The sequence below is a fragment of the Bradyrhizobium sp. CCBAU 25338 genome (genome assembly GCF_028128965.1).
Taxonomy (GTDB): Bacteria; Pseudomonadota; Alphaproteobacteria; order Rhizobiales; family Xanthobacteraceae; genus Bradyrhizobium; species Bradyrhizobium liaoningense.
On sequence record NZ_LFKY01000043.1, the window covers coordinates 884,252 to 907,269 of the forward strand.

The following is a 23,018-nucleotide window of genomic DNA, read 5'->3' on the forward strand; positions in this document are numbered from 1 at the left end:
AGTGCAATACTGACGCCCCTACACCGGATCGAACGCCCGGATCGGCGGCAGATTGCCGGTGAACTTCTCTACCTCGACGGTCGTCAGCTGGCCGGTGCAACCTTGCGCCAGTGAGGAGGTGCCGATGTCGCGGGTGAGCACGTTCGGATTGCCGTGGACACAGAGCGGCGCCTCGTCTTCGGGATCCATCGGATCGTACCAGGCACCGGTCGGAAGCTGGACCACGCCGGGCGCGATGCCGTCGGTGACGTGGACGGCAGCGAGGCATGCGCCGCGCTCGTTGAACAGGCGAATGATGTCGCCGTCCTTGATGCCACGCGCGGCCGCATCAACCGGGTTCATGCGCGCGACCTCGCGGCCGCGATGCTTTGCGGCAAGCGAATGTCCGCCAAAATCGAGCTGGCTGTGCAGGCGCGTCGCCGGCTGGTTGGCGACGAGGAAGCACGGCGCCCCGGGCTTGGGCGTATCGGTCTTGTCGAGCCAGACCGGATGGCCGGGACAATCCGCATCGCCATGACCTGCGATCTTGGCCGAGAAGATCTCGATCCGCCCGCTCGGCGTCGGCAGGGCGTGATTGACCGGATCGTCGCGGAAGCGGCGCAGCCGGCCACCGTCATCGGGCTGCTGGGGCACGACCAGGCTGCCGCGCGCCCAGAATTCGTCGAAATCAGGGGCTTCGAGGCCGCGCTTGGCCAGCGATGCGCGAGTCGGCTCGTAGAGATGTTTCAGCCACTGCCGCGACGTGCGTCCTTCGGTGAAGGGTTCGCGCGCTCCGAGACGGTCGGCGAGATCGGCAAAAATCTCGTAGTCGTCGCGCGCGAGCCCAAACGGCTCGGCGATCCGGTGCATCGCGACCATGAGCGGATCGTTGCTGGAATAGCCGATGTCCTCGCGCTCCAGCGTCATCGTCGAGGGCAGCACGATGTCGGCATGACGGGCTGTGGCGGTCCATGCGAGTTCGTGCACGACGAAAGTGTCTACTTGCGCGAACGCCTTGCGCAAGCGGTTGATGTCCTGGTGGTGATGGAAGGGATTGCCGCCCGCCCAGTAGACCAGACGAATGTCCGGATAGGTGCGCGTCTCGCCGTTGTAGCGATAGGTGCTGCCGGGATTGAGCAGCATGTCGGCGATGCGCGCCACCGGGATGAAATCCGCGACACCGTTGCGGCCCTGCCCCAGCGTCGGCCCCGGCACGTCGTTGACGCGGCGGCCGTAATAGCCGATCGCACCCAACGAATAGGCGTAGCCACCGCCGGGAAGGCCGATCTGGCCGAGGGCTGCCGCCAGCACCATGCCCATCCACACCGGCTGCTCGCCATGCTCGGCGCGCTGAAGCGAATGGGAGACGGTGATGAGCGCGCGCTTCCGGGCAAGACGCCGCGCCAGCTTGCGGATCGTATCCGCCTCGACGCCGCAGATAGCGGCGGCCCATTCGGCATGCTTTGCTTGCCCATCGCTTTCGCCGGTGAGATAGCGCAGGAAGACCGGCCAGCCCTCGGTGTAGCGATCGAGGAAGGCCTGGTCGTGCAGGCTTTCGCTCACGAGCGTGTGGACGATGCCGAGCATCAGCGCGGTGTCGGTACCGGGCACGCAGGTGACCCATTCGGCGCCGGCCTCGACCGGCAGATCGTCGCGGAGCGGACTGACCAGGATGAACTCGCAGCCGCGCCGGCGCGCAGCCGCCATCGCGCCGCGCTCGACATGCTTGCTGATCGAGCCGCCGGCCACCATGGAGTTCTTCAGCGCCATGCCGCCGAATGCCAGCACGATCTCGGTGTTATCAGCGATCTGCTCCCAGGTGACGTTGCGCTTGGTGATGTCCTCGTAGCCCGCCAGGACCTGCGGCAGCAGCACCGAGGACGCTCCGGAGGAATAGGAGTTCACCGAGCGAACGTAACCGCCCATCGCGATGTTGAGGAAGCGATGCACCTGGCTCTGGGCGTGATGGAAGCGGCCGGCGCTCGACCAGCCATAGGAGCCGCCGAACACGGCGCCCGGCCCGCGCGTGTCGCGGATGCGTGCCAGTTCGTCCCCCAGGAGATCGAGCGCCTTCTCCCAGCTGACGGAGACGAACTCGTCGCGGCCGCGGCGATCGTCGGGGCCCGGCCCGCGCTCCAGCCAGCCGCGGCGGACCGCCGGCTGGGCAATGCGCGCCTGGTGGCGGAGCGCGCCGGGGAAATTGTCGATGATGCCATTCGGATCGGGATCGCCCGCATAGGCCCTGACCTCCAGCCCGGCCGCGCCCTGACGCGCGGAGAAGACGCCCCAATGCGAGGTATGCGGCTTGAAGCCGTCCGACAGGTCGAGACCAGGGTCGGGAAAGCCAATCGTATCGTCCATGGTCTGATCCTTGTTCCGGTACTGGCGCAATCGAGGTGGTAATATACCGATCCGCTCCGGACGTCGTCGAGATCAGCGTTGACGGAAACGCTGGCCTGCCCCGCGCAATGCCAGCCGTGGCGTCGCTAAGGCACCTCCCGACCATGATAGGACTGACCTGCACCGGTCGAGAGCCGGGGGACTTGCCCGAACTGCCCTTCGTGTCGCTGCGTCGGCGAGGAGAGTTCGTTGCGAGGCGATCGTCTATGTCGGCATTCGCCGGGCACCGGAGCCCGCACCGAGCGAATGCGTCATGCTGGCGGGGCCTGGCAGCATCCGCGTGCCAATCAGGAGCTCACGCGATCGTTCCCGCCCCGCTGCGTCAGCCTGGCCGAGCCGGATGAAGCGTGCGCGGATGCCGCTCGTGCAGTAACCGCGCGAGCTCCTCACGCTCCGTCGGGCGTCCCTTCATGGCGGTCTCGAACAGCGCCTCCTGGATGTCGCGAGGCATGTCGCCCCACACGTCCATCGCCGCGCGTCCGAGCAGGCCTGCAAGATGATCCTGTCCGTCGTTCATTCGGCTCTCCCGATCTGCCCACGGGAATGGAACAGCCACGGCCCCACGGCGTTCCACTGCCATCATTGTGAAAAGGAGACGTCGTTTATGGGATTCTTCACCAAGGACATCAAATCGATGGAAGACCTGCTGCTGCACGGGCTCCAGGACATCTATTACGCGGAACAGCAGATCCTGAAGGCGCTGCCGAAGATGATCGACAAGGCGACCAACAGGGACCTCGTCGCCGGGCTGAAAACCCACCTGGAAGAGACCAACAAGCAGGTCGAACGCCTCGACAAGGTGTTCGCGAAACTCGGCAAGGAGCCGAGCGGCACTCATTGTCCGGCCATCGACGGCCTCATCAAGGAAGCCGACGAGACCGCCGGGGAGATCGAGGACAAGGCCGTGCTCGACGCCGCGATCGTCGCGAACGCACAGGCCGTGGAGCACTACGAAATGTGCCGCTACGGCACGCTGATCGCGTGGGCCGAAGAGCTCGGCCACGACGACATCGTGCGCTTCCTCACGACCAATTTGAACGAGGAGAAGGCCGCCAACACCAAGCTGAACACGGTGGCTCTTCGCAAAGGCGTCAACGCCAAGGCCTCCAGCGCCGCGTGATTGAGGCCGGCTGACCGGGACCTGGTGGCGGCCCCGCTCGCGGCGCCGCCACGCTCCTTGCGACCGGCTCGCCGCCGGCGGGCACATTCGATCAGATGAACGGCTTCCCACCGGTGACGGCCAGCGTCGCCCCCGAGGTGTAGCTCGAAAGCGGATCGGCCAGCATGACATACGCCGTCGCGAGCTCCGCCGGCTGGCCGGCGCGCTGCATCGGGACCTGCTTGCCGAAGTTCTTGACCCTTTCCTCCGACATGGTCGAGGGGATCAGCGGAGTCCAGATCGGACCCGGGGCCACCGCGTTGACCCGAATCCCCTTCTCGGCCAGCATCTGGGCGAGCCCGCCCGTGAAATTCTGGATGGCCCCCTTGGTCGTTGCGTAAGCCAGCAGCGTAGGGTTCGGCATGTCCGAATTCACAGAAGCCGTGTTGATGATCGCAGCTCCCGGCCGCATATGGGGGACGGCGGCCTTGGTCAGATAGAACATGGCGTGGATGTTGGTCTCGAACGTCCGCTGCCACTCTTCGTCGCTGATATCCGCGATGTCCTTGAACGTGGCCTGATGCGCCGCGTTGTTGACGAGGATGTCGATGCCGCCGAGCTCTTCGACGGTGCGACGCACGATGGCGCGGCAGTGATCGGGATTGCTGATATCGCCGGGGATCAGGACGACCTTGCGTCCCTCCCGCTCGACCAGAGCCTTGACCTCGGCCGCATCCTCGTCCTCATTCAAATAGGAGACGACGATATCCGCGCCTTCACGTGCGTAGGCGAGCGCGACCGCGCGGCCGATGCCGCTGTCGCCGCCCGTGATGATGGCCTTCTTTCCGGCCAGGCGTCCGGAGCCCCTGTAACTCTCCTCGCCATGATCCGGTCGCGGCTGCATCGCCCGCGTCGAACCGGGCATCGGCTGCTGCTGCGAGGGATAAGGCGGCTTTGGATAGTCGGTCATGGACAACTCCCGGCGTTTGCTGCGCTAACGGGGCGGCGCCGGAAGTGTTCCTGGTATTGTCCGAGCCACGCCATGCCGCGAGGCTCGCGCCGCCCCCTTTGTGAGGACCTGCGTGCCGTTACGCCGTTGGCGGGGTTCCGATAGGCGCATCCGCTGACTGGGCACGACGATAGACATGACCCGGCTCCGCCCACAGGAACCCGTTGGAGAAAGGCACGCCCGGATAAGCGGCCGCGAGGCGGCGGTTGCCAGCATCGACGTCGTCGCGACGGTCCAAGACGTCGCGAAAGGTCCTGGCGACTGCGACCATGTCGCAATCCTGCGGCGACAGGCGCAGCGAGCCGACGTTGCTGTCGCGCAACATGCCGGCATCGCCCAGCAAATTGGTGCAGGTATGAGACAGGGTCTGCACGCCGTTGACGGTCAGGAAGTCCTGCTGCTCCAGCGTGTTCAGGAGCAGACCATCCGGATCCTGCTCGCAGACGAAGCGGCAATTGTCTTTGGCGAGCTTGTGAAGGCGCGCATGATAGCAGCGGGCGGAGATGGCGAGCGGTACCCTGCCGAACGCAAACACTTCGATCGAGACGTCCGGAACGGCTCTCGCGATCGTCGCCACCGAGGCCAGCGGCAGCTCCGGCGGCAGGCAGATGCGCCTCGCCCCGCGCGCGGCGTGAAAGGCCGCGCTCGCCTCGTTGTAGATGTTGACGAAGGGCCCGATGGCGTGCGGCCGGCCTGCGAGCGCCCTGAGACAGGTCAGATCATTCACCTCGACCAAGACGCCCTCGGCCGCCGCGAGCTGTTCGGTCTGACGGCGCTCGCGCCGCAGCGAGACCAGGATCAGGGAGCCCAGCAGGACCTGCTTGCCGGCGCTCTGCAGCCGTTCGACCACGGCCGGCAGGTAGGTCGCGAAGAACGGCGAACGCTTCGAGCAGACAACCTCGCCGACGGATACGACGTCGACCGGCGCTTCGTCGGCAATACGGAAATAGAAATCGCGCCAGCGATCCGGCGCCCAATTGTACAGAACCGGGCCGAGGCTGAGTTGCATCGCTGGACCTCACATATTCGATGGATTAGCGCCACGTCTTGCGATAGGCGCCGAGCGTGGAGGCCTGCCCCTCGGTGAACGGCTTCAGGCTCGCAATATCCGCCTCGCTTCCGCTCTCGAGCGCCGCGAGCGCATGACGGAAATGACGCACCACGCTTTCGACATAGGCGCGGCCGCGCTGGCGGCCCTCGATCTTGAGCGCGGTCACCCCGGCATCACGCAGGCCCTTGAGCAGCGTCGTGGCATCGAGGCTGACGGGATCCTCGAAGATGTAGCCGGCGCCCTGTGCGGTCGAGAAGCGCCCCTTGCACAGCGTCGGATAGCCCGCCGGCTCACTCGCCCCGAACCGGTTGATGGTGAAGCCGCCCAGGCTGGACGTCGTCCCCTCCGCGGTCTGCTCGTAGACCACATGGCTTGGAGGCGAGCAGACGCCCTGCATGTTCGGCGACTTGCCGGTCGCATAAGACGACAGCGAGCAGCGCCCCTCGGCCATCACGCAGAGCCCGCCGAACACGAAGACCTCGGTCTCGCAGGCCGTCTCCCGGGTGATCTCAGCGATCTCCGGCACGCTCAGGACACGCGGCAGCACGACGCGCCGCGCCCCGAACGCCTCGGCGTAAAAGGCGATGGCATCCGGATTCGCGGCCGCGGCCTGAACCGAGACGTGCAGGCGCTGGTTCGGATGGCGTCTCGCCGCGTAGTCCATCAATCCGATATCGGCGAGGATCAGCGCATCGGCGCCGGCACTCACCGCATCGTCTACCGCGCGCTTCCAGATGTCGACGGCAGAGGCGCGCGGGAAGGTGTTGATGGCCACCAGGATCTTCGCGCCGCGGCCATGCGCCAGCGCGATGCCCTTGCGCAGCTCGTCGCGGCTGAAATTCAGCCCCGGAAAATTGCGTGCATTGGTCTCATCGTTGAAGCCGCAATAGATCGCGTCGGCGCCGGCATCGATGGCGCTCTTCAACGCCGCCGGCGTCCCGGCAGGACAGATCAGCTCCATCATCTCCATTGCTCGCTTTGCTGCGATGAGCCGATTACGCGGCCACGGGCGACCTCGAAGGCGCGCCGCACCGGCGCGCCCAGCGGGCCGAACAGCGAGGACAGCTCGACGGCAAGATCGAGCTGGGCGTCGTCGATCGCATTGCGCAGCGCGAGCACAGCCTCGACGTTGCCCTCGACGACGAGCTCGCGCGAAAACATCAAGGCATCGCCATCGACCCGGCCTTCGAGCAGAGCCAGGAGATTGGCGAGCGAGGCCGAGATCCGCGCATCCAGACCTCGCGGCAGGTCGCGCACGACGGACAGCCGCGGCGGCCTGGCCTCGACCACGAAGGCAAGTGGCAGATCGATGGGCTTGATGCCGAACCGCGCCCGCGCGTGGTCGCCGAGCCGCTCGAACATCGCCGAGTTGTGCCGATGGATCCGCTGCAGGACGGCGGTGAGAACGAGCTGCAGCGGCAACAGCGGCAGCGGACGCATGGCAAGCGCGAGGAGCGGCGGAATCGTGGGCAACGGGCCGGGCGATGCGGCGGACGGATCATTCATGGACACACATCTGGACGGAATGCACGCCGCTGTATTTGAGCCGGAACAATGAACCTCGAAATCAACCCGGCTAGCTCTGGTTTTTTTGAGGAGCTGGTTCAGTTGCAACGTGATGTACCCCGCTTTCGCGGCTTGTCCGACTTCCTGCTCTTCGTCGAAAGCCGGGGCCAGTTGCGACGCATTCGCGAGAGGGTCTCGGTCGTCCACGAGATCACGGAAATCCACCGGCGCGTGCTCGAGGCACACGGACCGGCACTATTGTTCGAGCAGCCCGTCAAGGCCGACGGTGGTCCGTCGGACATGCCGCTCCTCACCAATCTGTTCGGAACGATGGAGCGGATCGCATGGGGAATGGGCATCGTGCCCGATCGCCTCGAAGAGCTTGGCGCGCTGATGGCCGAACTACGCGCGCCGCGGCCCCCGAACGGCATCAGGGATGCCTTCAACAAGCTCCCGCTCGCTCGCGCCGCGTTGGCGACGCGCCCACGCACGCGCGCGGCGGCGCCGGTCCAGGACTGCGTCACGATGGGGCCGGATATCGATCTCGCAAAGCTGCCGATACAGATCTGCTGGCCCGGCGAGCCGGCGCCGCTGATCACCTGGCCGCTCGTGATCACCGTGCCGCCTGACTCCGCGACGGCCGACCAGGATGAAAATGTCGGCGTCTATCGCATGCAGGTGCTCGGTCGCGACCGCGCGATCATCCGCTGGCTCGCGCATCGCGGCGGCGCCCGCCATCACCAGCAATGGAAGGCGATCGAACGCGACATGCCGGTCGCGATCGTCATTGGAGCCGATCCCGCCACGATCCTCGCCGCGGTGATGCCGCTGCCCGAGACGCTGTCCGAGCTGCGCTTCGCCGGAATCCTGCGCGGCGAACGGCCCGACCTGGCGCCATGCCTCACCGTCCCGCTCGCGGTACCCGCCGAGGCCGAGATTGTCATCGAAGGCTTCGTCTCCGCGACCGAAACCGCGCCCGAGGGACCGTATGGCGATCACACCGGGTACTACAATTCCATCGAGGCATTTCCCGTGATGCGCGTGACGGCGATCACCAGCCGAAACCAGCCCGTCTACCTCTCGACCTTCACGGGCCGGCCGCCGGACGAGCCGTCGCAGATCGGCGAGGCGCTCAACCGCCTGTTCGTGCCGCTGATCCGTCAGCAATTCCCCGAAGTGACGGACTGCTGGCTGCCCCCGGAGGCCTGCTCCTACCGCATCGCGGTCGCGGCGATCAAGAAGCGCTATCCCGGCCAGGCGCGGCGCCTGATGCTGGGCCTGTGGTCGATGCTGCCGCAATTCAGCTACACAAAGCTCCTGATCGTGGTCGACGAGGACATCGACATCCGCGATTGGCGGGCCGTGATGTGGGCCGTTTCGACACGAAGCGACTCCTCGCGCGATCTCGTGACACTCACCGACACGCCGATCGACTATCTCGACTTCGCCTCGCCGAAATCGGGCCTCGGCGGCAAGCTCGGCATCGACGCCACCACGAAGATTGCACCGGAGACGGATCGGGACTGGGGCATTCCCCTGGCCATGGATCCTGCCGTAACCGCGCGTGTCGATGCGATGTGGTCGAGCCTCGGCCTTTCCGGCGTGCCCGCACGCGCTCCAGTCCTCACATGAGCGGGCGGCACGGCATCGTCGTCGGCATCACCGGCGCCTCGGGCGCTGCGATCGGCGTTCGCGTCGTCGAGCGGCTGGCGGACAATCCACACTGCGCGGTGCACCTCGTGGTTTCGCCCGCGGCGGAGCGGACGCTGAACGAAGAAATCGGTATCGATGCGCTGGCGCGGCTGCGTGCCATCGCCTTCCGCTGCCATCCTCATTCGGACGTCGGCGCCTCGATCGCCAGCGGTTCGTATCCGATCGCGGGCATGATCGTGGCGCCCTGCTCGATCCGTACGCTCTCGGCCATCGCCTGGGGGCAGCTCGACGACCTTCTGACGCGCGCCGCCGACGTGCAGCTCAAAGAGCGGCGCCGGCTGGTGTTGCTGGTCCGCGAGAGCCCGCTGCATCTCGGCCATTTGCGCGCGATGCTGCAGGCGACCGAGATCGGCGCGATCATTGCCCCGCCGATGCCCGCGTTCTATCTGAGACCACAGTCGCTGGATGACGCGATCGACCAGATCGCCGCAAGGGCGATCAACCTGCTCGACCTGACAAACCTTCGCACGCCGGCAAGAGTCTGGTCCGGCTCGAGCTTCGATGGCGCGTAGCCGACGGAACGCCTTCGCGTCAAACCCGCCTCGAGCAATCAATTCACCTCGGCGAAGCCGAGCGACGCCTTTACGCCAGGCGAGATCATCCAGGGCTGCCAGGGCGGCTCAAACGTCATGGTGACGTCGACCGATTCCACACCCGGAACGAGACCCGCGCTGTTGGCAACGCCCTCCTTGAGAAAGGAGGCGGCAGGACAACCTCGCGTCGTCGCCGTCATCGTAATGTGCGCGACGCCATCATCGACCGATACATCGTAGACAAAGCCCAGATCTACGATGTTGTGTCCGAGTTCCGGATCGATCACGACCTTCAGCGCCTGCCTTATCTGGGCCACGAGATCGTCGTCGCTGGCAGTCATGCGCGTACCCTTACCGTCAGTTGATAGGCGTCCCTCTGCGGTGTGAAGCCGCCGCGCCACTGATGGCCGCGCCTGGTCAGCTCCCGAAACAGGAACACCGGTTCACGACTGAGCAAAGCGGAGAGCGTCTGCCCAGGCGCAAGTTGCTCCACCGAGGCCAGAATCCGAACCATCGGCTCCGGCGGATCGAGGTCGCGGTTGTCGAGATGGACGGCAGGCTCCGGCCAATCGCTGTCGCTCGTCGCAGCGGGCGCTGGTTCGGCCGCTGCGAACGAGCCGTCGTCCGGCATGAACCGGATCTCCCATTCGCCGCCTTCGAGTTCGGCTTCGCGATGCGCGAAGCCCTTGCTCGCCATGACGTCAAACAAAGGAACCGGCTTGAAGGGAGCAAAGAGCCGCAGGCCTTCGCCAGGCTCCAGCCGCTCCAGCGCAGCCATGATGATCGAGAACGGCTCGCCGCCTGCACGCAGGATCGGCCGGACGTCGACGTCGATGAATTCGGTCATTGCAGTCTCCTCTCAGTTTCGCGAGACCAGAATATGGGGCACGACTGCTCCGGCCGGCAGGCGCAACGGCTCCGCCACATCCGCAAGCCGCCTGGCCCTGACGAGTTCCTCAACGAGGCCAAGCGTCGCAAGCGTCACGACCGCGACAGCAATGCGGAAGCCGAGTCCCGCATCCAGCAGCAGCATCAACGTGGCTGCCCAAGTCCCGGCAAAGAACAGGACAAACCATTTTGACGCGCGGCGTTCGGCGACGAGATCCTGGACGCGGGGCGTCGGCGCTTTGCCCATCACCGGGCCGTACGTCTCGAGCCAGGTCAGGAACGGAACGATCTTGTAGAGATTGGCGAGCACGAGACCAGTGAGCCAGCCGAACGCGACCAGAAAGGCCAGCGCTCCGGCATGCGACTGTAAAGAACCGGTCACAACAAACGCGGCGCCAAGGATTGCGACTGCGATGAGGCTCCCCAGCGAAAGCAGGCTCATGCGGGTGTTGAGCTCGAGCGCGCGGCGTTTGCGGGTCCTGTACAAGCCGAGCACGTCACGGCCATAAGCGGCCAGCGATAGCAGGGCCGCAGCTCCAGCAAGCAGAAGCACCAAATTCAGTCCGGTCGCGCGCCACAGTGCAAGCACGCCACCGACAACACCGACCCCCAGCGCGGCGGCCCCGCCACGCCAGGCAAGCCGACCCAGCTTCGCATCGCCATCGGGCGCGAGCATGAACATCGCAAGCAGGCGATAGCTGACTCCCATGGCAGTGAACGTCAGCCATCCGCCAAGCCCCGCAATCGCGTGGATCGGAACGCCCGATACCAGCAGGTCCGGCCACAGTGCACCGACGGCCGTCCCGGACAGCACCAGAGAGAACAGGCCGCCGAAGGCCGCCGTGACACAGATGGAGGCAAGCCCGACTGCGACGAACCGCGCGGGCTCCGGCAGCGGGCGAGCCGACCAGAGCGTCATACCGAGATTGGCAACGACCAATGCGAAACCGGCCATCAGCAGGCCCGCGCCGGCCGGAAGCAGCCAGCGCGGCCCGTCGAAGTGGCCGCCCAGAGCCAGAAAGCCTGCGAGCAGGACAATCAGCCCGAGCGTCAGCAGCGCGAGGGCCGGCAGCGTCCAGCGCTCCGCATAGAGCGGCTTTGCGACCAGCACCGGCACGAACTGAAACAGCGCGCCGCACAAAACCGTGCTCAACCAGCCGACGCAAACCATGTGGACGATGACGAGCGTGTCCGGTCCGCCGATGTCGTCGTGCGGAAAGCCGAACCCGGCAACCATCATAACTTCCGCGAGCAGCAGCCACACGACTGCGAGCGCGAAGTAGCTGACGGTCCATCTACAGAGGCTGGTTCCGATCACCGGCTTGCTTCCCATCGCCTGCACGCAATTCCGTGCCAGCGCTCGAAAAAGGTAGGCAGCTGCAGCCACAACCTCTTTGTCGAGGCGCAAACTCCTCTCCTTTCTCGACCCGCCCCGACCAGAGTTCGATGCACCCTTCGGATTCTCGCGAATGCCGGCTCGCCCGGTCTGACGTGCAAGCGGCAGGCGCCGTGCTTCGCGGTGGATACATTGGTCATGGCAGGGAACGCGGGTCGAATTGCCCTTCACTGGGTCGGCGGAGGTGCAGAGCGGATTGCCGAACTCTCGGCTAGAGAATCCCCCGAGGGCCGATCACCATGGCGTCATCTTTGATGACCATGTTGCGGAGAGCATTTTGAAACTCACAGGTGCTTTAAGTGCGCAAAGACATCTCAAGCAATCGGACACCGGCTTGACTCCTGCAGCCAAATCGAACGAGCGGATTCTCGGACTCCTAAGCGCAGCCGGCGTGTTCTGCATCTGGTCCGGCTTTCTTGTCTTCTCAAGGGCCGGCATGCAATCCGGCCTGACGCCCTTCGATTTGACGGCACTTCGGTTCCTGGTCGCCGGCGCCCTGGTTCTTCCGTTCGCCAAGGCCTGGTGGCCGCGCCACCTGCCGCTGCACGCAATCCTGTCGATGTCAATTTTTGGCCCCGGCGCACTCTACAACATTTTGATGTACTTCGGGTTGAAGGGCTCGTCGGCAGCATACGGGGGAGCGTTCGCCAACGGTTCGTTACCGATCTTCACCATTTTGCTGGGTTTGTTTTTCGCACGACGCGTGCCGTCCTGGCGGCAACTCATCGCAGTTCTCATCCTGCTCGTCGGCGCAGTACTCATTGGCATTCCGGGCATGCGCGCCGGCGGCAGTAGTGTGGCATCGGCCGTCGCGTTCTTCCTCGCGGCGTCAGCTGTGCTCTCGATCTATGTGATGGGCGTGAAGCACTGGCAGGTCGAGGCGCGCCAGGCGCTGGTTCTGGTCAGCGTGCCGAACGCGTTGCTTTTCCTGCCGGTCTGGTTTTTCTTTCTTCCCTCCACCATCCAGGATGCGCCGTGGTCCACGATACTGCTTCAGGCCGCCTTCCAGGGCTTGGGTCCCGGTTTCCTGGCGGTCATCCTGTTCTCCATTTCCGCGAGGATTCTCGGGCCAACGCCGTCGGCCGGACTGGCTGCGGCGGTACCGGCAAGTGCAACGCTGTTGGCGATACCGGTGCTTGCGGAGATTCCAACCGCCATCGAGTGGATCGGCATCGCGATTGTCACTGCCGGGCTCGTTCTGCTTCTCGGAAGCCAACCCGAAACCAGGAGCCTGTCCAAATAGCGACGGCGATGCGGGAGACGTCCGATTCCCTTGGGCCATGAATCGCGTTAGAACCGAGGCAGAGAAGATCGTCGACGGTTTGCGACCGAGGTCTCGATCTCATGCAGCTCCTGCTACGTCGACGCCGGAACGGCCGCACGCATTTTGGGACTTAGCCGCGCGTTGAGCGTGCTGTCGTCGGCTGTCGCAATTCGCACCTGCACGTCCCTCGGCTTCGCCAGATAGGGTGAGGACGTGACCAGGACATCGGCGCCGGCCTCTGCATAGGCCGCGGCATTTGCCGCATTGACGCCACCGGCGGCGGCGATGATCGGCCGAACGCGCGTATAGGCCATGGATGCCATGCGCTTGACCAATGCAGCTATCTCGGCTGGCGAGAACTTCTCGGCTTGAATCACGTCGAAACCGGCCACCGCCGCGGCAAGTGCGGCATCGGCAGTCTTCACCTCGACCACGAGCTTCTTCTCCGGCGCCGCCCGGCGCAGCCGCTCGACCGCTTGAAACAGCGGCAGCTCGCCGAGAAAGACGCGGTGCTCGGGAAACACCAGCACGGTCTCGGACAGGCCGAGCCGGTGCATCACGGCGCCGCCCGCCTTCACGGCCGCCACCGCAAAGCGCTTGGTGCCCGGCACGTTCTTGCGCGTGCAGGCGACCGGGATATGAGGAGCGACCGCCCTCGCCGCATCGACGATGGCGCGGGTCTCGCTGGCCACACCCGACCAGATCTCGATCAAGGTCTGCGCCACCTTCCAGCTCCGCAGCAGGCCCGCGGCCGGACCGCGCGCCTGAAGGATCGGGGCGCCCTGCTCCAGCGCCGCGCCGGACGCGGCGAACAATTCCACCTCGCAGCCGGCGAGCGTGATGATCGCGGCGGCATCCTCGGCGAGCGCCAGCACCATGGGCGCGCGCGCGGCGAACTTCATCACGCCGATGACCCCGCCGATCCCGAGCGCCTCGGTGGTGAGATCGCCGTACGGGACGTCGTCCTCCAGCAGGCGTTCCAGTTCGGCGCGTGATGCGACGGTTGCCATGTCGTGCTTCCCTTCATTGGTGTCGACTTGCCGACGAATTGTCGGAAATCTGACGCGGATCATCGATCCCGCCGTCGCAAGAGGCGGGAAGCCCCCTCTTTTGACGCCATTCTTGCAAGGCGCACACCAGACTGCGACCGCATATCCGGCACGCCGATTGCTGGGATGCTTCCGGCCGGCGCCTTGCAGCAATCGGGCTGCGCTGAAGCAATTGCCGGCCGCTGGAGTTCACCATGAAGCTGCTTCGCTCGATCACCATTGTTGCAGGATTGTTGCTCGCAGGCGCATCGGCGCAGGCCGCGCAGACCAACGTCGCCGTGGCCGCCAACTTCACCGATGCCGCCAAGGAGATCGCCGCCCTCTTCAAACAGAAGACTGGGCACGAGTCGCGCTCAACTTGTCGGCATTGCTGCAAAAAGATTCCATCGCACCTGCACGCTTTGTCATCCGTTTCACGGAATTTGCTATCGCGACGCGCGACACGCTCGAGATCGAAATCTCCGCATTGATCCAGCGCAAATCCGCGAGACTTTTTCCGTGGCGGGCCGCTGCCGCCTGATTACACGTGCTGCCCTCCGTTGATCGGTACTTCCGCACCTGTGACGTAGCTGGCCGCCTCCGAGCAGAGGAAGAAGATCACCCTCGCGACCTCGTCCGGCGTGCCCACGCGATGCATCGGAATGATCGGCGCAAGTTGGGCCTCGGTCTCCGGCGACAGGATATCGGTCTTGATTTCGCCGGGAGCGATCGCATTCACGCGAATTCCGAACGGCGCGTAGTCGTGCGCCATCTCGCGGGTCAGGCACGCAAGCGCGGCCTTCGACGTCGCATAAGCGGTGCCGGCAAACGGATGCACCCGGGAGCCCACGATCGAGGTGACATTGACGATCGCGCCGGCAGCCCGCTTCAGCTCGTCGACGAGGCCCTGCGCGAACAGGACCGGCGCGAGCAGGTTGACGTGGAACACGCTCATCCAGGTCTCGACCGGTGTCGTCAGCGAGTTCAGCCGGGCGCCGTCAGCCGCCTTGGGCGAAATGCCGGCATTGTTGATCAGCGCATGCAGCGGCCCGCCGTTGAGCCGCTCCTTGATCCCGGCGACCGCCCGCGGCAGCGCGCGATGGTCGCTCAATTCCACCTGCACATGGTTGTCCGCCCCTGAATCCCAGGGACACCGCTCACCGTCGAACGGTTGCCGGGAACAGGTGATGATCCGCCAGCCCGCCTCCGAAAACAGCTTTCCCGTCGCATGGCCGATGCCGCGGGACGCGCCGGTCAGAACCAGCGTTTTGCGCTCACCATGTTCTGCCCGCGACTTGTCGCCGTGAAACGGACACAGTGCGACATCGGGTGCCGATGTACCCGAAGGGGCATCATCGCGATCCAAAAGATCGAGCGTCATGTCAACTCCTCGCCGCGTCCGGACGGACGCCAGACAATGACAACGGGAGCAACTTTGCAGGATTTGGGCCACGCCCCGCCGCCGGATCGCTGCGATTTTCACGGCTGAATGTCGGCTTCGCGACACGCTGCCAGATTTGCGACACGCGTGCGTGCGCTTTCGAACCAAGTGGCGCCGTCACGGCGCAAACCTCCTTCCCGAGTGCTGGCCAGCGGTTGAGAGCTGTTTTTCAATCATTCCAAATGGCCCGGCTCTTGCTCTCCTTGTTCCAAGCTTGATCGCATCTTGCTGCACTTACTCCGCAAACGTGGTTTCAAATGCCCCAGCCGAACGACCATCGACTCTTTGCCGTCATCCTCGGCACCAATGAGATCGCATCCGCGATCGGCATCCAGCTCGTGCGCGCCGGATATTGCGTCGTGATGTCACACGATCCGGATCCGCCGGTGATTCGGCGCAAGATGGCCTTTCATGACGCGCTCTTCACGGACACCGTGCAGCTTGAGGACATTGTTGCCGAGCGCGTCGACGACGGCGTGCAGGTCCATCAGGCGCTCCGTCGACCGGCGCAAATCCTGGTCACATGGCTCGGCCTGCTCGATCTGCTTCCGGTCCGCCACATTGACCTTCTGATCGATGCGCGTCTGCAGAAGCGCCGGATCACGCCCGACCTCAGGCGACTCGCCCGGCTCGCTATCGGGCTAGGTCCCGGCTTCTCATCGAACTCCAATTGCGACGTCGCGGTGGAGACCCGGCCCGGCAAGATCGGACTTGTCACCGACGCACGCTGGACCGACACTGCCGATGGCGTTGCGAGTTCACTGGGTGATGTCGGCGCAGAACGCTTCGTCTATTCGCCGTTCGCGGGACGCTGGCACACGCCGGTCGAGATCGGCGCCCGCGTCTACCGGGATCTCGCGCTCGGCCATCTCTCCGGCGTTCCCGTGCTCGCGCCGCGCGACGGAATCCTGCGCGGCATCGCCCGCGACGGCAGTGAAGTTCCGGCCGGCGTCAAGCTGCTGGAGATCGATCCGCGCGGGCGGCACGCCCAGTGGACCGGAACGGATGAGCGCGGGCGCGCCATAGCCAATGCCACAACCGCCGCCGTCAAGTTCCACACCGCACATCGCATCACGCAACGGAATCCGGCATGATCGTCTGCTCCTGCAACATCATCAGCGATCACGACATCAGGGGTGCGGTCGGCTCGACCGACGACGAACTCTTTTCGGCTGCGCAGGTCTACGACTGCCTGGGCTGCACCGTCAGGTGCGGACGATGCTCGCAATCCGTGCGGCGGATCCTCGAGGAGCAGCCGCCGCGCTGCGTACAAACGGGAACGTTCTGACGGGCGATCCCCCTCCTGGTCTTGCGGAAGCCCGGCTGCGTTCGCTGAGCAGCCACCCGGACGCCATGATCAGGTACGCGCAAGAGGCGCCTGACCACTAAAGCGCGATGCGATTGCGATGAATCGTCATCGCGCTTTATTGTCTGAGCATGATCATTTCGGAAAACCACTGCACATTCTTCCGGATCATGCTGTAATGTGCCGGTGCCCGCAGGCTTCCCGGATCGGCCACGCTGCATTTGTACTTTATATCTTCGCCGCCGGCGTGGAGCGTGCGCCTGGTTCGGACCATCACGTCACTATCGTTCGTCTCGCGAGTTGCGGGCCCGAGTGCGCGAGTTCAATGGGTCGATTTCTCGTCGCGATCAAGAGTTGCGTCTCCCGCGATCGCCGGGCGCCTTAAGAATTCCTCCGCTGCCGCGCGCTCGCCAGCAGCACCAGCATGAAGGACGCCGCCGTCATCAGCGTCGAGATCGCTGCAATGGTCGGGTCGATCTCGTCGCGCAGCGCGGTGAACATGCGCTTGGTCAGCGGCTGGTACTGGCCACCGGAGATGAACAAGGCGACGATGGTCTCGTCCATCGCCGAGATGAAGGCGAAGACGCCGCCGGCAATCACGCTGGACTTGATCTGCGGCAAGGTCACCGCGAAGAAGCTGCGCAGCCGGTTCATGCCAAGGCTGCGCGCCACCATCTCCTGGGCGGGATCGAAGCTCTGCAGGCCCGCCAGAACCGAGATGACGACATAGGGCAGGCCAAGCATCACGTTCGCCAGCACCAGGCCCGGCATGGTCGCCACGAGGCCGACCCTGGCGTAGATGAAGAAGATCCCGACCGCGATGATGATGATCGGCACCACCAGCGGCAGCAGCAGCGCCAGATGGATGACGCGCATGATGCGCAGCTTCGACTGGCTGATGGCATAGGCGGCGGCGATGCCGAGCGGCGTTGCAATCAGCACCGTCAGAAGCGCGAGCGTGAGCGTCACCCGCGTCGCCTGCATCCAGGCGGGATTGGCGAAATATTGCTGATACCAGCGCAGCGAGAACGAAGGTGGCGGGAAGGTCAGGAACCGCGCGCCGGAGAACGAGATCGGCGCGATGATCAGCACCGGCAGGATCAGATAGACCAGCACCAGGGCGCTGACCACATAGAGCGCAATCCGTGCGGGCGAGAGGCGCGTCATTTCTGTCCCAGGATGCGATCGAGCGCGACGAAGCGGCTGACGACGGCGAAGATCAAGAGCACGCTCAGAAGCAGAACAACGGCCACGGCGCTTGCGGCGCCGAACTGGTTGTAGAGCTCGACATTTCGGCTGACCAGCATCGACACCATCACCGTGCGGCCGCCGCCGAGCAGCTCCGGCGTGATGTAGAAGCCGAGGCAGAGCACGAACACCATGGTGCAGCCCGCGAGTACGCCTGGCAGCGACAGCGGCAGGAAAACGCGCACGAAGGTCAGCGACGGGCTCGCGCCGAGGCTGGCGCCGGCCTGCATCAAATCGCCGGGGATCTTCTGCATCGTGGCGTAGAGCGGCAGCACCATGAACGGCAGCAAGATGTGCACGGTTGCGACGACCGTGCCGAAGGTGTTGTGGACCAGCGCGAGTGGTTCGCTGATGACGTCGAGATAGCGCAGGAACTGGTTGATCACGCCGGTCCGCTGCAGCAGTGCCAGCCAGGCATAGGCCCGGACCAGCACGCTGGTCCAGAACGGCAGCACGACCAGCGACAGAATCAGGATGCTCCATCCCTTCGGCACGGAGTTGGCGAGATACGCCACGGGATAGCCGAGCAGCAGCGCGATGACGGTTACCGCGAGGCTGATCTCGAAGGTCAGCGCGAAGCTGCGCCAGTAGATGGCCTCGGTGAAGACGCGGCGGTAATGTTCCAGCGTGAAGCCGTCCTGATAGACCGATTGCCAGGCCAGCCAGCCGACCGGCAGCACGATCAGGAGCAGGATCACGAGCAGCGCCGGCGACACCAGCGCCAGCATCAGCCCGTTCTCGCGGCGCCGATGCTGCTCCGATGGATCGGACACTGATGTCTTCAACGCGGCCTCGCTGGTCTCGGTTGCTGCACCTCTCCCGCAGGCGGGAGAGGGAGAGGAGAACCGGTACCGATGCTCCTCCGGCTCATCTCTTCGCTCGGCCTACTTCTGCAGGAACGACGCCCAGCGCTTCTCGGCCGCTTCACCGGCCGGCGAGGACCACCAGGCGTAGGACATCAGCGCCTGCTTGGCCGCGTTCGCCGGCTCGCTCGGCAACTGTGCGGCGCGCTCCGGCTTGATCACGCCGGTCTCGAAAGCCTTGGGATTGCCCGGGCCGTAGTCGATGTGGAGCGGCAGATTGGCCTGGTGCACGGGATCGACGGCCTCGTTGAGGAATTTCACGGCCGTGTCGAGGTTCGGTGCGCCCTTGAGGATGCAGAGCGAGGTGCTCTGCAGAATGCCCTGGTTGTAGGTGAAGGCGACCTTGGCGCCTTCCTTGGCGAGCGCGCTGACGCGGCCATTCCAAGCCATCTCGATATCGACCTCGCCGTCGTTGAGCAGCTGCGCCGACTGTGCGCCCGAGGTCCACCACACCGTGATGTGCGGCTTGATTTCCTCCAGCTTCTTGAAGGCGCGGTCGACGTCGAGCGGATAGAGCTTGTCCGGCGCGACGCCGTCGGCCATCAGCGCCGCCTCGAGCGTGGCGATCGGGTGGTTGCGTAGCGCCCGGCGGCCGGGGAATTTTTTGACGTCCCAGAAATCGGCCCAGCTGTTTGGCGCGTCCTTCGCGAAGGTCTTCTGGCTGTAGGCCAGCACGCTCGAATAGAATTCGTAGGAGATCGAATAGGGGCTACGATAGGCCTCCGGCATCGCCGCCGCGTTCGGTATCCTGGAGAAGTCGAGCTTCTCGATCAGCCCCTGCTCGCCACCGCGCAGGCAATAGCCGGTTGGCGTGTCGACCACGTCCCAGATCGGCTTGCCGCTGCCGACCTGGGTCTTGATCGCCGGCCAGGCGTCGGGAATGGAATCCTGGTTGATGGTGATGCCGAGCTTCTTGGCGGAGGGATCGAGGATCGCCACCGTCTGCGCCTGCTGATAGGCGCCGCCCTGCGAGACGAAGGTGATCTGCTCGGCGGCATCCGCCGCCGAGCCGCCGAGTGCAATTGCGCCCGCTACGGCACAGCTCAGTCCAAAAGTCCGTGTCGTCATCATCCTCGCCTCCTCCATCGCCATAACAATGTCACTGACCGATCGCGTCGAGAAACTGATACCAGCCGGCGACCATGCGGACGGCCGGCTCGCGCAACGGATAGAACGGGATCGCTTTCATGCGCCGCGCGTCGAGCAGCGCCAACTCGGGCGTCTCGCCGCGCACAAGGGCGGCGAGATAGCGGCCCATCAGGCTCGACATCGCGACGCCGGCGCCGTTGTAGCCGACCGAGAACAGCGTGCGGTCGTCGAGCCGGCCGATATGTGGCACCGAATCCAGCGTCATGCCGACGAGTCCGGACCATGTGTAGGCAAGCGGAACGTCGGCGAGATCGGGGAAGATGCCGACCATGGCCTTGCGCAGCGCGTCGAATGCGGCTTGCGAGTCCTGCTTGCCGAAGGCGCCGCGGCCGCCGAAGATCACGCGGTTGTCGACCATGCGGAACCAGCGCATCATGCGCTTGGTCTCGGTGTAGGTGCGGCCCGTCGGCATCAACTTTCCGGCGAGATTACGCGGCAGCTTGTCGGTTGCGATGATGGCGCTGCGGAACGGGATCAGCGTGCGCTGCAGATGCGCCGTCGCACCGGTGAGGTCGGAATAGCTGTTGGTGGCGATGATCGCCTGCCTGGCCCGCAGGGCGCCTCGCGGCGTCTCGGCGACGATGCCGTCGGTGTCCCGCCGGAGCTTCATCACGGGCGATTCCTGAAAGATCGGAACGCCCCTACGCGCCAGGCCGTCGGCGAGGCCGCGCAGATAATTCAGCGGATGAATGCCGCCCGAGCCTGGGTTGAGCACGCCGCCGACGAAGACGTCGGAGCCGGTCTCCTCGCGCACGCCGCCCCTGTCGAGGATGCGGACCTCGGCCGAGCCCATCTCGCGCGTCATCCAATTGGCCTCGTCGATCGCGGCCCGCAGCGTCGTCTCGTTGTGCGCGGCCTTGACCTGGCCGGTGCGCGTCAGGTTCGCGCTGGTGATGCCGAATTCGGAGACGAGCTCCTCGACGATGTCGGTCGATTCATGCGCGATCTCGTACATGCGCCGAGCCATGTCGCGGCCGTGCACGGCGTCGATCTGCCGGAACGACAGCCGGAATTTCGCGGTGATTACCCCGCCATTGCGCCCGCTCGCGCCCCAGCCGGGACGGTTGGCTTCCAGCACGACCGGTGACAGGCCGCTTTGGGCGATGTGGTGCGCAGCGGACAGGCCGGTATAGCCCGCACCGATGATCACCACGTCCGCCTGATACTCGCCCGCGAGCACCGGAAAGTCGCGCGCCGGCTCCGCGGTGGCGGCCCACAGCGAGTTGGCCGATGGCAGCGCGCTCCACTCCCCTGTCATGCCCGCGCTCACGTACTTACGCCGCCGGCCCGATGGCCGCATCGGCCAGCGCCTTCAAGGTCGGGAAATGGAAGTCCGGCTTGGTCAACGTCTCCACGGCCGGCGTGCCGCCGAAACCGGCGATGCCCTGGCGGCGCTCGATCCAGCACACCTTGTAGCCGAGCTTCCGGGCGATTCCGATGTCGTGATACTGGCTCTGCGCGACGTGCAATATGTCGGACTGCTTGTAGCCGAAGGCGGACTGCCGCCCCTTGTTGTAGGCGAAGAACTCGGCGTTCGGCTTGGCGACGCCGGTATCGTCGGCGCATACGGTGTCGTCGAAGGGATCGCCGAGTGCATGGGCGTAAGCGGACAGCGCGACGCGGTCGGCGTTGGTCATCGCGACCAGGCGGAATTTGGTGCGCAGGCGCTTCAGGGCCTCGACGGAATCGGCGAAGGGGCCCCATCGCAGCACCGAGAGCTGGAACGCATCGCAGGCGGCATCATCGGCCGGCAGACCGAGCTCCTGGGCGAGATGGCGATAGACATGGAACATCGCCTCGCTCGAGCGCTCATAGTGCTTGTCGCGGCCGCGCTTGTACGGCTCGAAGATCCGGTCGTCGCTGAGCTCGGCCGGGGTCTTGCCCGAAATCCGGCGCACCGCGGCAAGGACGCCACTCTCGAAATCGATCAAGGTGCCGACGACGTCGAAGGTGAGGACCTTGAAATGGCTGAATGCGGCTGGGGTGGACATGGTCGTTTCTTCTCTCGGTTGAACGGGCGTGGGTTCAGTCCACCCGGGGCACGACGATGGTGTCTTCGGGGTGGAGAGTGACGGTGAGACCGCCGCCGAGCGGCGGAATCCGGCTGTAGGCCTGGTGATAGGCCGGCTGGCGCAGGCTGAGCTCGATGCCGCCTTCCAGGGCCAGGAAGATGCGCAGGCTCTCGCCCTGATAGACGATGTCGGTGACCGTCCCGGTCAGCCGGTTGCAGGCGGGATCCTGTGCGCCGTCGTCGATCAGCAGCTTTTCGCTGTGCACCGCCAGCATCAGGGCGTCGCCATCGGGAAGCGCGCGCGCACTGCGCAGCAGCACATTGCCGAGTGCGATACTGGAGGTATCGACGCGACGGACCGGGAGCATGGTCGCCTCGCCGATGAAGCTGGCCACGAAGGAATCGGCGGGATGGTCGTGCAGCCGCTCGGGCGTGTCGATCTGGATCAGCCGGCCGTCCTTCATCACGGCCACGCGGTCGCTCATGGTCAGCGCCTCGCGCTGGTCATGCGTGACATAGATGATGGTGGCACCGATGCGCTTGTGCAGCGCCCGCAGCTCGATCTGCATGGATTCGCGCAGCTGCTTGTCGAGCGCGGAGAGCGGCTCGTCCATCAGGATCAGGCGCGGCTCGAAGATCATCGCGCGCGCCAGGGCCACGCGCTGGCGCTGGCCGCCCGAGAGCTGCGCGATGCCGCGCTCCTCATACCCGGCGAGCCCCACCATCGCGAGCGACGCACGCACCTTCTCCGGCCAGGTCGCTTTGGACAACCGCCGCGCGCGCAACGGAAAGGCGACGTTCTCGCCGACGCTCATATGCGGGAATAGCGCGTAGTTCTGGAACACGACCCCGATGTCGCGCTTGTGCGGCGGCATGTAGGTGACGTCGCGGTCGCCGAAATGGATCGAGCCCGACGATGGCAGGATGAAGCCGCCGAGAATGCCGAGCAGCGTGGTCTTGCCGGAACCTGAGGGACCGAGCAGCGAGACGAACTCGCCGGCGCCGACATCGAGGGACACGTCGTCCAGGGCGCGAACGGCGCCATACGCCTTGCTCGCGGACCTGATCTCGACGCTTTCCGCTCGCTTGTCCAACGACCGACCTCACCCATCCCTGCAACGGCGTGCCTCACTG

Annotated in this window: 23 protein-coding genes and 1 pseudogene; 7 read left to right on the forward strand and 17 right to left on the reverse strand. The window is 65.3% G+C overall.

Annotated elements, in window-relative coordinates:
* Positions 1-18: 18 nt before the first annotated feature.
* Both ACM42_RS37895 and ACM42_RS37900 read right to left on the reverse strand, forming a co-directional pair.
* Complete coding sequence (locus tag ACM42_RS37895) at positions 19-2,340, reverse strand: molybdopterin guanine dinucleotide-containing S/N-oxide reductase (RefSeq protein WP_271533531.1); 2,322 nt, start codon at positions 2,338-2,340, stop codon at positions 19-21.
* A 361-nt stretch (positions 2,341-2,701) separates the two neighbouring features.
* Positions 2,702-2,896, reverse strand: coding sequence for a hypothetical protein (locus ACM42_RS37900; protein WP_061883519.1), 195 nt, complete (start codon positions 2,894-2,896; stop codon positions 2,702-2,704).
* 87 nt (positions 2,897-2,983) lie between these two features.
* On the opposite strand from ACM42_RS37900, the gene ACM42_RS37905 reads away from it, so the two are divergent.
* The gene (locus ACM42_RS37905) at positions 2,984-3,499 is read left to right on the forward strand and encodes a YciE/YciF ferroxidase family protein (protein ID WP_271533532.1); all 516 of its coding nucleotides are present in this window, start codon (positions 2,984-2,986) and stop codon (positions 3,497-3,499) included.
* A 91-nt stretch (positions 3,500-3,590) separates the two neighbouring features.
* On the opposite strand, the gene ACM42_RS37910 is transcribed toward ACM42_RS37905, so the two are convergent.
* The 4 genes from ACM42_RS37910 to ubiT all read right to left on the reverse strand — a co-directional run bounded on the left by ACM42_RS37910 (position 3,591) and on the right by ubiT (position 7,152).
* Entirely contained in the window at positions 3,591-4,448 is an 858-nt protein-coding gene (locus ACM42_RS37910) for an SDR family oxidoreductase (RefSeq protein ID WP_271533533.1), read from the reverse strand.
* A gap of 118 nt (positions 4,449-4,566) precedes the next feature.
* Entirely contained in the window at positions 4,567-5,496 is a 930-nt protein-coding gene (ubiV, locus tag ACM42_RS37915) for a ubiquinone anaerobic biosynthesis protein UbiV (protein WP_271533534.1), read from the reverse strand.
* A gap of 25 nt (positions 5,497-5,521) precedes the next feature.
* Positions 5,522-6,499, reverse strand: a complete 978-nt coding sequence (gene ubiU / locus ACM42_RS37920) for a ubiquinone anaerobic biosynthesis protein UbiU (RefSeq protein WP_271533756.1) — start codon at positions 6,497-6,499, stop codon at positions 5,522-5,524.
* Positions 6,499-7,152, reverse strand: coding sequence for a ubiquinone anaerobic biosynthesis accessory factor UbiT (gene ubiT / locus ACM42_RS37925; RefSeq protein WP_271533535.1), 654 nt, complete (start codon positions 7,150-7,152; stop codon positions 6,499-6,501). Before ubiT ends, ubiU begins: the two co-directional genes overlap by 1 nt.
* On the opposite strand from ubiT, the gene ACM42_RS37930 reads away from it, so the two are divergent.
* On the forward strand, positions 7,093-8,676 hold the full coding sequence (locus tag ACM42_RS37930; protein WP_271533536.1) for a UbiD family decarboxylase: 1,584 nt from the start codon (positions 7,093-7,095) through the stop codon (positions 8,674-8,676). The two genes, ubiT and ACM42_RS37930, sit on opposite strands and share 60 nt — an antisense overlap.
* On the forward strand, positions 8,673-9,269 hold the full coding sequence (locus ACM42_RS37935; protein WP_271533537.1) for a UbiX family flavin prenyltransferase: 597 nt from the start codon (positions 8,673-8,675) through the stop codon (positions 9,267-9,269). The genes ACM42_RS37930 and ACM42_RS37935 overlap by 4 nt, the downstream gene beginning before the upstream one ends.
* Before the next feature lie 38 nt (positions 9,270-9,307).
* Here ACM42_RS37935 and ACM42_RS37940 read toward each other — a convergent pair whose 3' ends face one another.
* Genes ACM42_RS37940 through ACM42_RS37950 form a run of 3 tightly spaced genes read right to left on the reverse strand, consistent with a single transcriptional unit; the run spans position 9,308 to position 11,496 of the window.
* The gene (locus tag ACM42_RS37940) at positions 9,308-9,631 is read right to left on the reverse strand and encodes a metal-sulfur cluster assembly factor (RefSeq protein WP_271533538.1); all 324 of its coding nucleotides are present in this window, start codon (positions 9,629-9,631) and stop codon (positions 9,308-9,310) included.
* Positions 9,628-10,137, reverse strand: a complete 510-nt coding sequence (locus tag ACM42_RS37945) for a DUF2249 domain-containing protein (RefSeq protein WP_271533539.1) — start codon at positions 10,135-10,137, stop codon at positions 9,628-9,630. Before ACM42_RS37945 ends, ACM42_RS37940 begins: the two co-directional genes overlap by 4 nt.
* Positions 10,138-10,149: 12 nt before the next feature.
* Positions 10,150-11,496: a hypothetical protein gene (locus ACM42_RS37950; RefSeq protein ID WP_271533758.1), complete on the reverse strand. Its 1,347-nt coding sequence runs from the start codon at positions 11,494-11,496 to the stop codon at positions 10,150-10,152.
* A gap of 355 nt (positions 11,497-11,851) precedes the next feature.
* Here ACM42_RS37950 and ACM42_RS37955 point away from each other — a divergent pair, with 355 nt between their 5' ends.
* Positions 11,852-12,817, forward strand: coding sequence for a DMT family transporter (locus ACM42_RS37955; RefSeq protein WP_271533540.1), 966 nt, complete (start codon positions 11,852-11,854; stop codon positions 12,815-12,817).
* 113 nt (positions 12,818-12,930) lie between these two features.
* On the opposite strand, the gene modD is transcribed toward ACM42_RS37955, so the two are convergent.
* On the reverse strand, positions 12,931-13,848 hold the full coding sequence (modD, locus tag ACM42_RS37960) for a ModD protein (RefSeq protein ID WP_271533541.1): 918 nt from the start codon (positions 13,846-13,848) through the stop codon (positions 12,931-12,933).
* A gap of 233 nt (positions 13,849-14,081) precedes the next feature.
* On the opposite strand from modD, the pseudogene ACM42_RS37965 reads away from it, so the two are divergent.
* A pseudogene (locus ACM42_RS37965) lies at positions 14,082-14,234 on the forward strand (molybdate ABC transporter substrate-binding protein); the annotation flags it as partial.
* A 173-nt stretch (positions 14,235-14,407) separates the two neighbouring features.
* Here ACM42_RS37965 and ACM42_RS37970 read toward each other — a convergent pair.
* Positions 14,408-15,247 carry an SDR family NAD(P)-dependent oxidoreductase gene (locus tag ACM42_RS37970; protein ID WP_271533542.1) on the reverse strand — a complete coding sequence of 280 codons (840 nt, stop codon included), beginning with the start codon at positions 15,245-15,247 and terminating at the stop codon, positions 14,408-14,410.
* Positions 15,248-15,564: 317 nt separating this feature from the next.
* Here ACM42_RS37970 and ACM42_RS37975 point away from each other — a divergent pair, with 317 nt between their 5' ends.
* Positions 15,565-16,401 carry a xanthine dehydrogenase gene (locus tag ACM42_RS37975; RefSeq protein WP_271533544.1) on the forward strand — a complete coding sequence of 279 codons (837 nt, stop codon included), beginning with the start codon at positions 15,565-15,567 and terminating at the stop codon, positions 16,399-16,401.
* Entirely contained in the window at positions 16,398-16,595 is a 198-nt protein-coding gene (locus tag ACM42_RS37980) for a (2Fe-2S)-binding protein (RefSeq protein WP_271533546.1), read from the forward strand. Before ACM42_RS37975 ends, ACM42_RS37980 begins: the two co-directional genes overlap by 4 nt.
* Positions 16,596-16,994: 399 nt before the next feature.
* On the opposite strand, the gene ACM42_RS37985 is transcribed toward ACM42_RS37980, so the two are convergent.
* The 6 genes from ACM42_RS37985 to ACM42_RS38010 form a co-directional block, all read right to left on the reverse strand.
* On the reverse strand, positions 16,995-17,780 hold the full coding sequence (locus ACM42_RS37985; RefSeq protein ID WP_271533548.1) for an ABC transporter permease: 786 nt from the start codon (positions 17,778-17,780) through the stop codon (positions 16,995-16,997).
* Positions 17,777-18,589: an ABC transporter permease gene (locus ACM42_RS37990; protein WP_271533760.1), complete on the reverse strand. Its 813-nt coding sequence runs from the start codon at positions 18,587-18,589 to the stop codon at positions 17,777-17,779. Before ACM42_RS37990 ends, ACM42_RS37985 begins: the two co-directional genes overlap by 4 nt.
* A gap of 156 nt (positions 18,590-18,745) precedes the next feature.
* Positions 18,746-19,795 carry an ABC transporter substrate-binding protein gene (locus tag ACM42_RS37995; RefSeq protein ID WP_271533550.1) on the reverse strand — a complete coding sequence of 350 codons (1,050 nt, stop codon included), beginning with the start codon at positions 19,793-19,795 and terminating at the stop codon, positions 18,746-18,748.
* A gap of 28 nt (positions 19,796-19,823) precedes the next feature.
* Positions 19,824-21,131, reverse strand: a complete 1,308-nt coding sequence (locus ACM42_RS38000; protein ID WP_271533552.1) for an NAD(P)/FAD-dependent oxidoreductase — start codon at positions 21,129-21,131, stop codon at positions 19,824-19,826.
* A gap of 16 nt (positions 21,132-21,147) precedes the next feature.
* Complete coding sequence (locus tag ACM42_RS38005) at positions 21,148-21,864, reverse strand: HAD family hydrolase (protein WP_271533554.1); 717 nt, start codon at positions 21,862-21,864, stop codon at positions 21,148-21,150.
* Between the two features lie 34 nt (positions 21,865-21,898).
* Positions 21,899-22,978, reverse strand: a complete 1,080-nt coding sequence (locus ACM42_RS38010; RefSeq protein WP_271533556.1) for an ABC transporter ATP-binding protein — start codon at positions 22,976-22,978, stop codon at positions 21,899-21,901.
* Between the last annotated feature and the right edge of the window lie 40 nt (positions 22,979-23,018).

Coding starts and splice junctions, on each gene's coding strand:
- ACM42_RS37990 (WP_271533760.1), bottom strand. CDS start 18,589: ATGCTGGCGCTGGTGTCGCCGGCGCTGCTCGTGATCCTGCTCCTGATC.
- ACM42_RS37895 (WP_271533531.1), bottom strand. CDS start 2,340: ATGGACGATACGATTGGCTTTCCCGACCCTGGTCTCGACCTGTCGGAC.
- ACM42_RS37975 (WP_271533544.1), top strand. CDS start 15,565: ATGCCCCAGCCGAACGACCATCGACTCTTTGCCGTCATCCTCGGCACC.
- ACM42_RS37980 (WP_271533546.1), top strand. CDS start 16,398: ATGATCGTCTGCTCCTGCAACATCATCAGCGATCACGACATCAGGGGT.
- ubiU (WP_271533756.1), bottom strand. CDS start 6,499: ATGGAGCTGATCTGTCCTGCCGGGACGCCGGCGGCGTTGAAGAGCGCC.
- ACM42_RS38005 (WP_271533554.1), bottom strand. CDS start 21,864: ATGTCCACCCCAGCCGCATTCAGCCATTTCAAGGTCCTCACCTTCGAC.
- ACM42_RS37930 (WP_271533536.1), top strand. CDS start 7,093: ATGAACCTCGAAATCAACCCGGCTAGCTCTGGTTTTTTTGAGGAGCTG.
- ACM42_RS37910 (WP_271533533.1), bottom strand. CDS start 4,448: ATGACCGACTATCCAAAGCCGCCTTATCCCTCGCAGCAGCAGCCGATG.
- ACM42_RS37935 (WP_271533537.1), top strand. CDS start 8,673: ATGAGCGGGCGGCACGGCATCGTCGTCGGCATCACCGGCGCCTCGGGC.
- ACM42_RS37970 (WP_271533542.1), bottom strand. CDS start 15,247: ATGACGCTCGATCTTTTGGATCGCGATGATGCCCCTTCGGGTACATCG.
- ACM42_RS38000 (WP_271533552.1), bottom strand. CDS start 21,131: ATGACAGGGGAGTGGAGCGCGCTGCCATCGGCCAACTCGCTGTGGGCC.
- ACM42_RS37995 (WP_271533550.1), bottom strand. CDS start 19,795: ATGATGACGACACGGACTTTTGGACTGAGCTGTGCCGTAGCGGGCGCA.
- ACM42_RS37945 (WP_271533539.1), bottom strand. CDS start 10,137: ATGACCGAATTCATCGACGTCGACGTCCGGCCGATCCTGCGTGCAGGC.
- ACM42_RS37940 (WP_271533538.1), bottom strand. CDS start 9,631: ATGACTGCCAGCGACGACGATCTCGTGGCCCAGATAAGGCAGGCGCTG.
- ACM42_RS37900 (WP_061883519.1), bottom strand. CDS start 2,896: ATGAACGACGGACAGGATCATCTTGCAGGCCTGCTCGGACGCGCGGCG.
- ubiV (WP_271533534.1), bottom strand. CDS start 5,496: ATGCAACTCAGCCTCGGCCCGGTTCTGTACAATTGGGCGCCGGATCGC.
- modD (WP_271533541.1), bottom strand. CDS start 13,848: ATGGCAACCGTCGCATCACGCGCCGAACTGGAACGCCTGCTGGAGGAC.
- ACM42_RS37905 (WP_271533532.1), top strand. CDS start 2,984: ATGGGATTCTTCACCAAGGACATCAAATCGATGGAAGACCTGCTGCTG.
- ACM42_RS37985 (WP_271533548.1), bottom strand. CDS start 17,780: ATGACGCGCCTCTCGCCCGCACGGATTGCGCTCTATGTGGTCAGCGCC.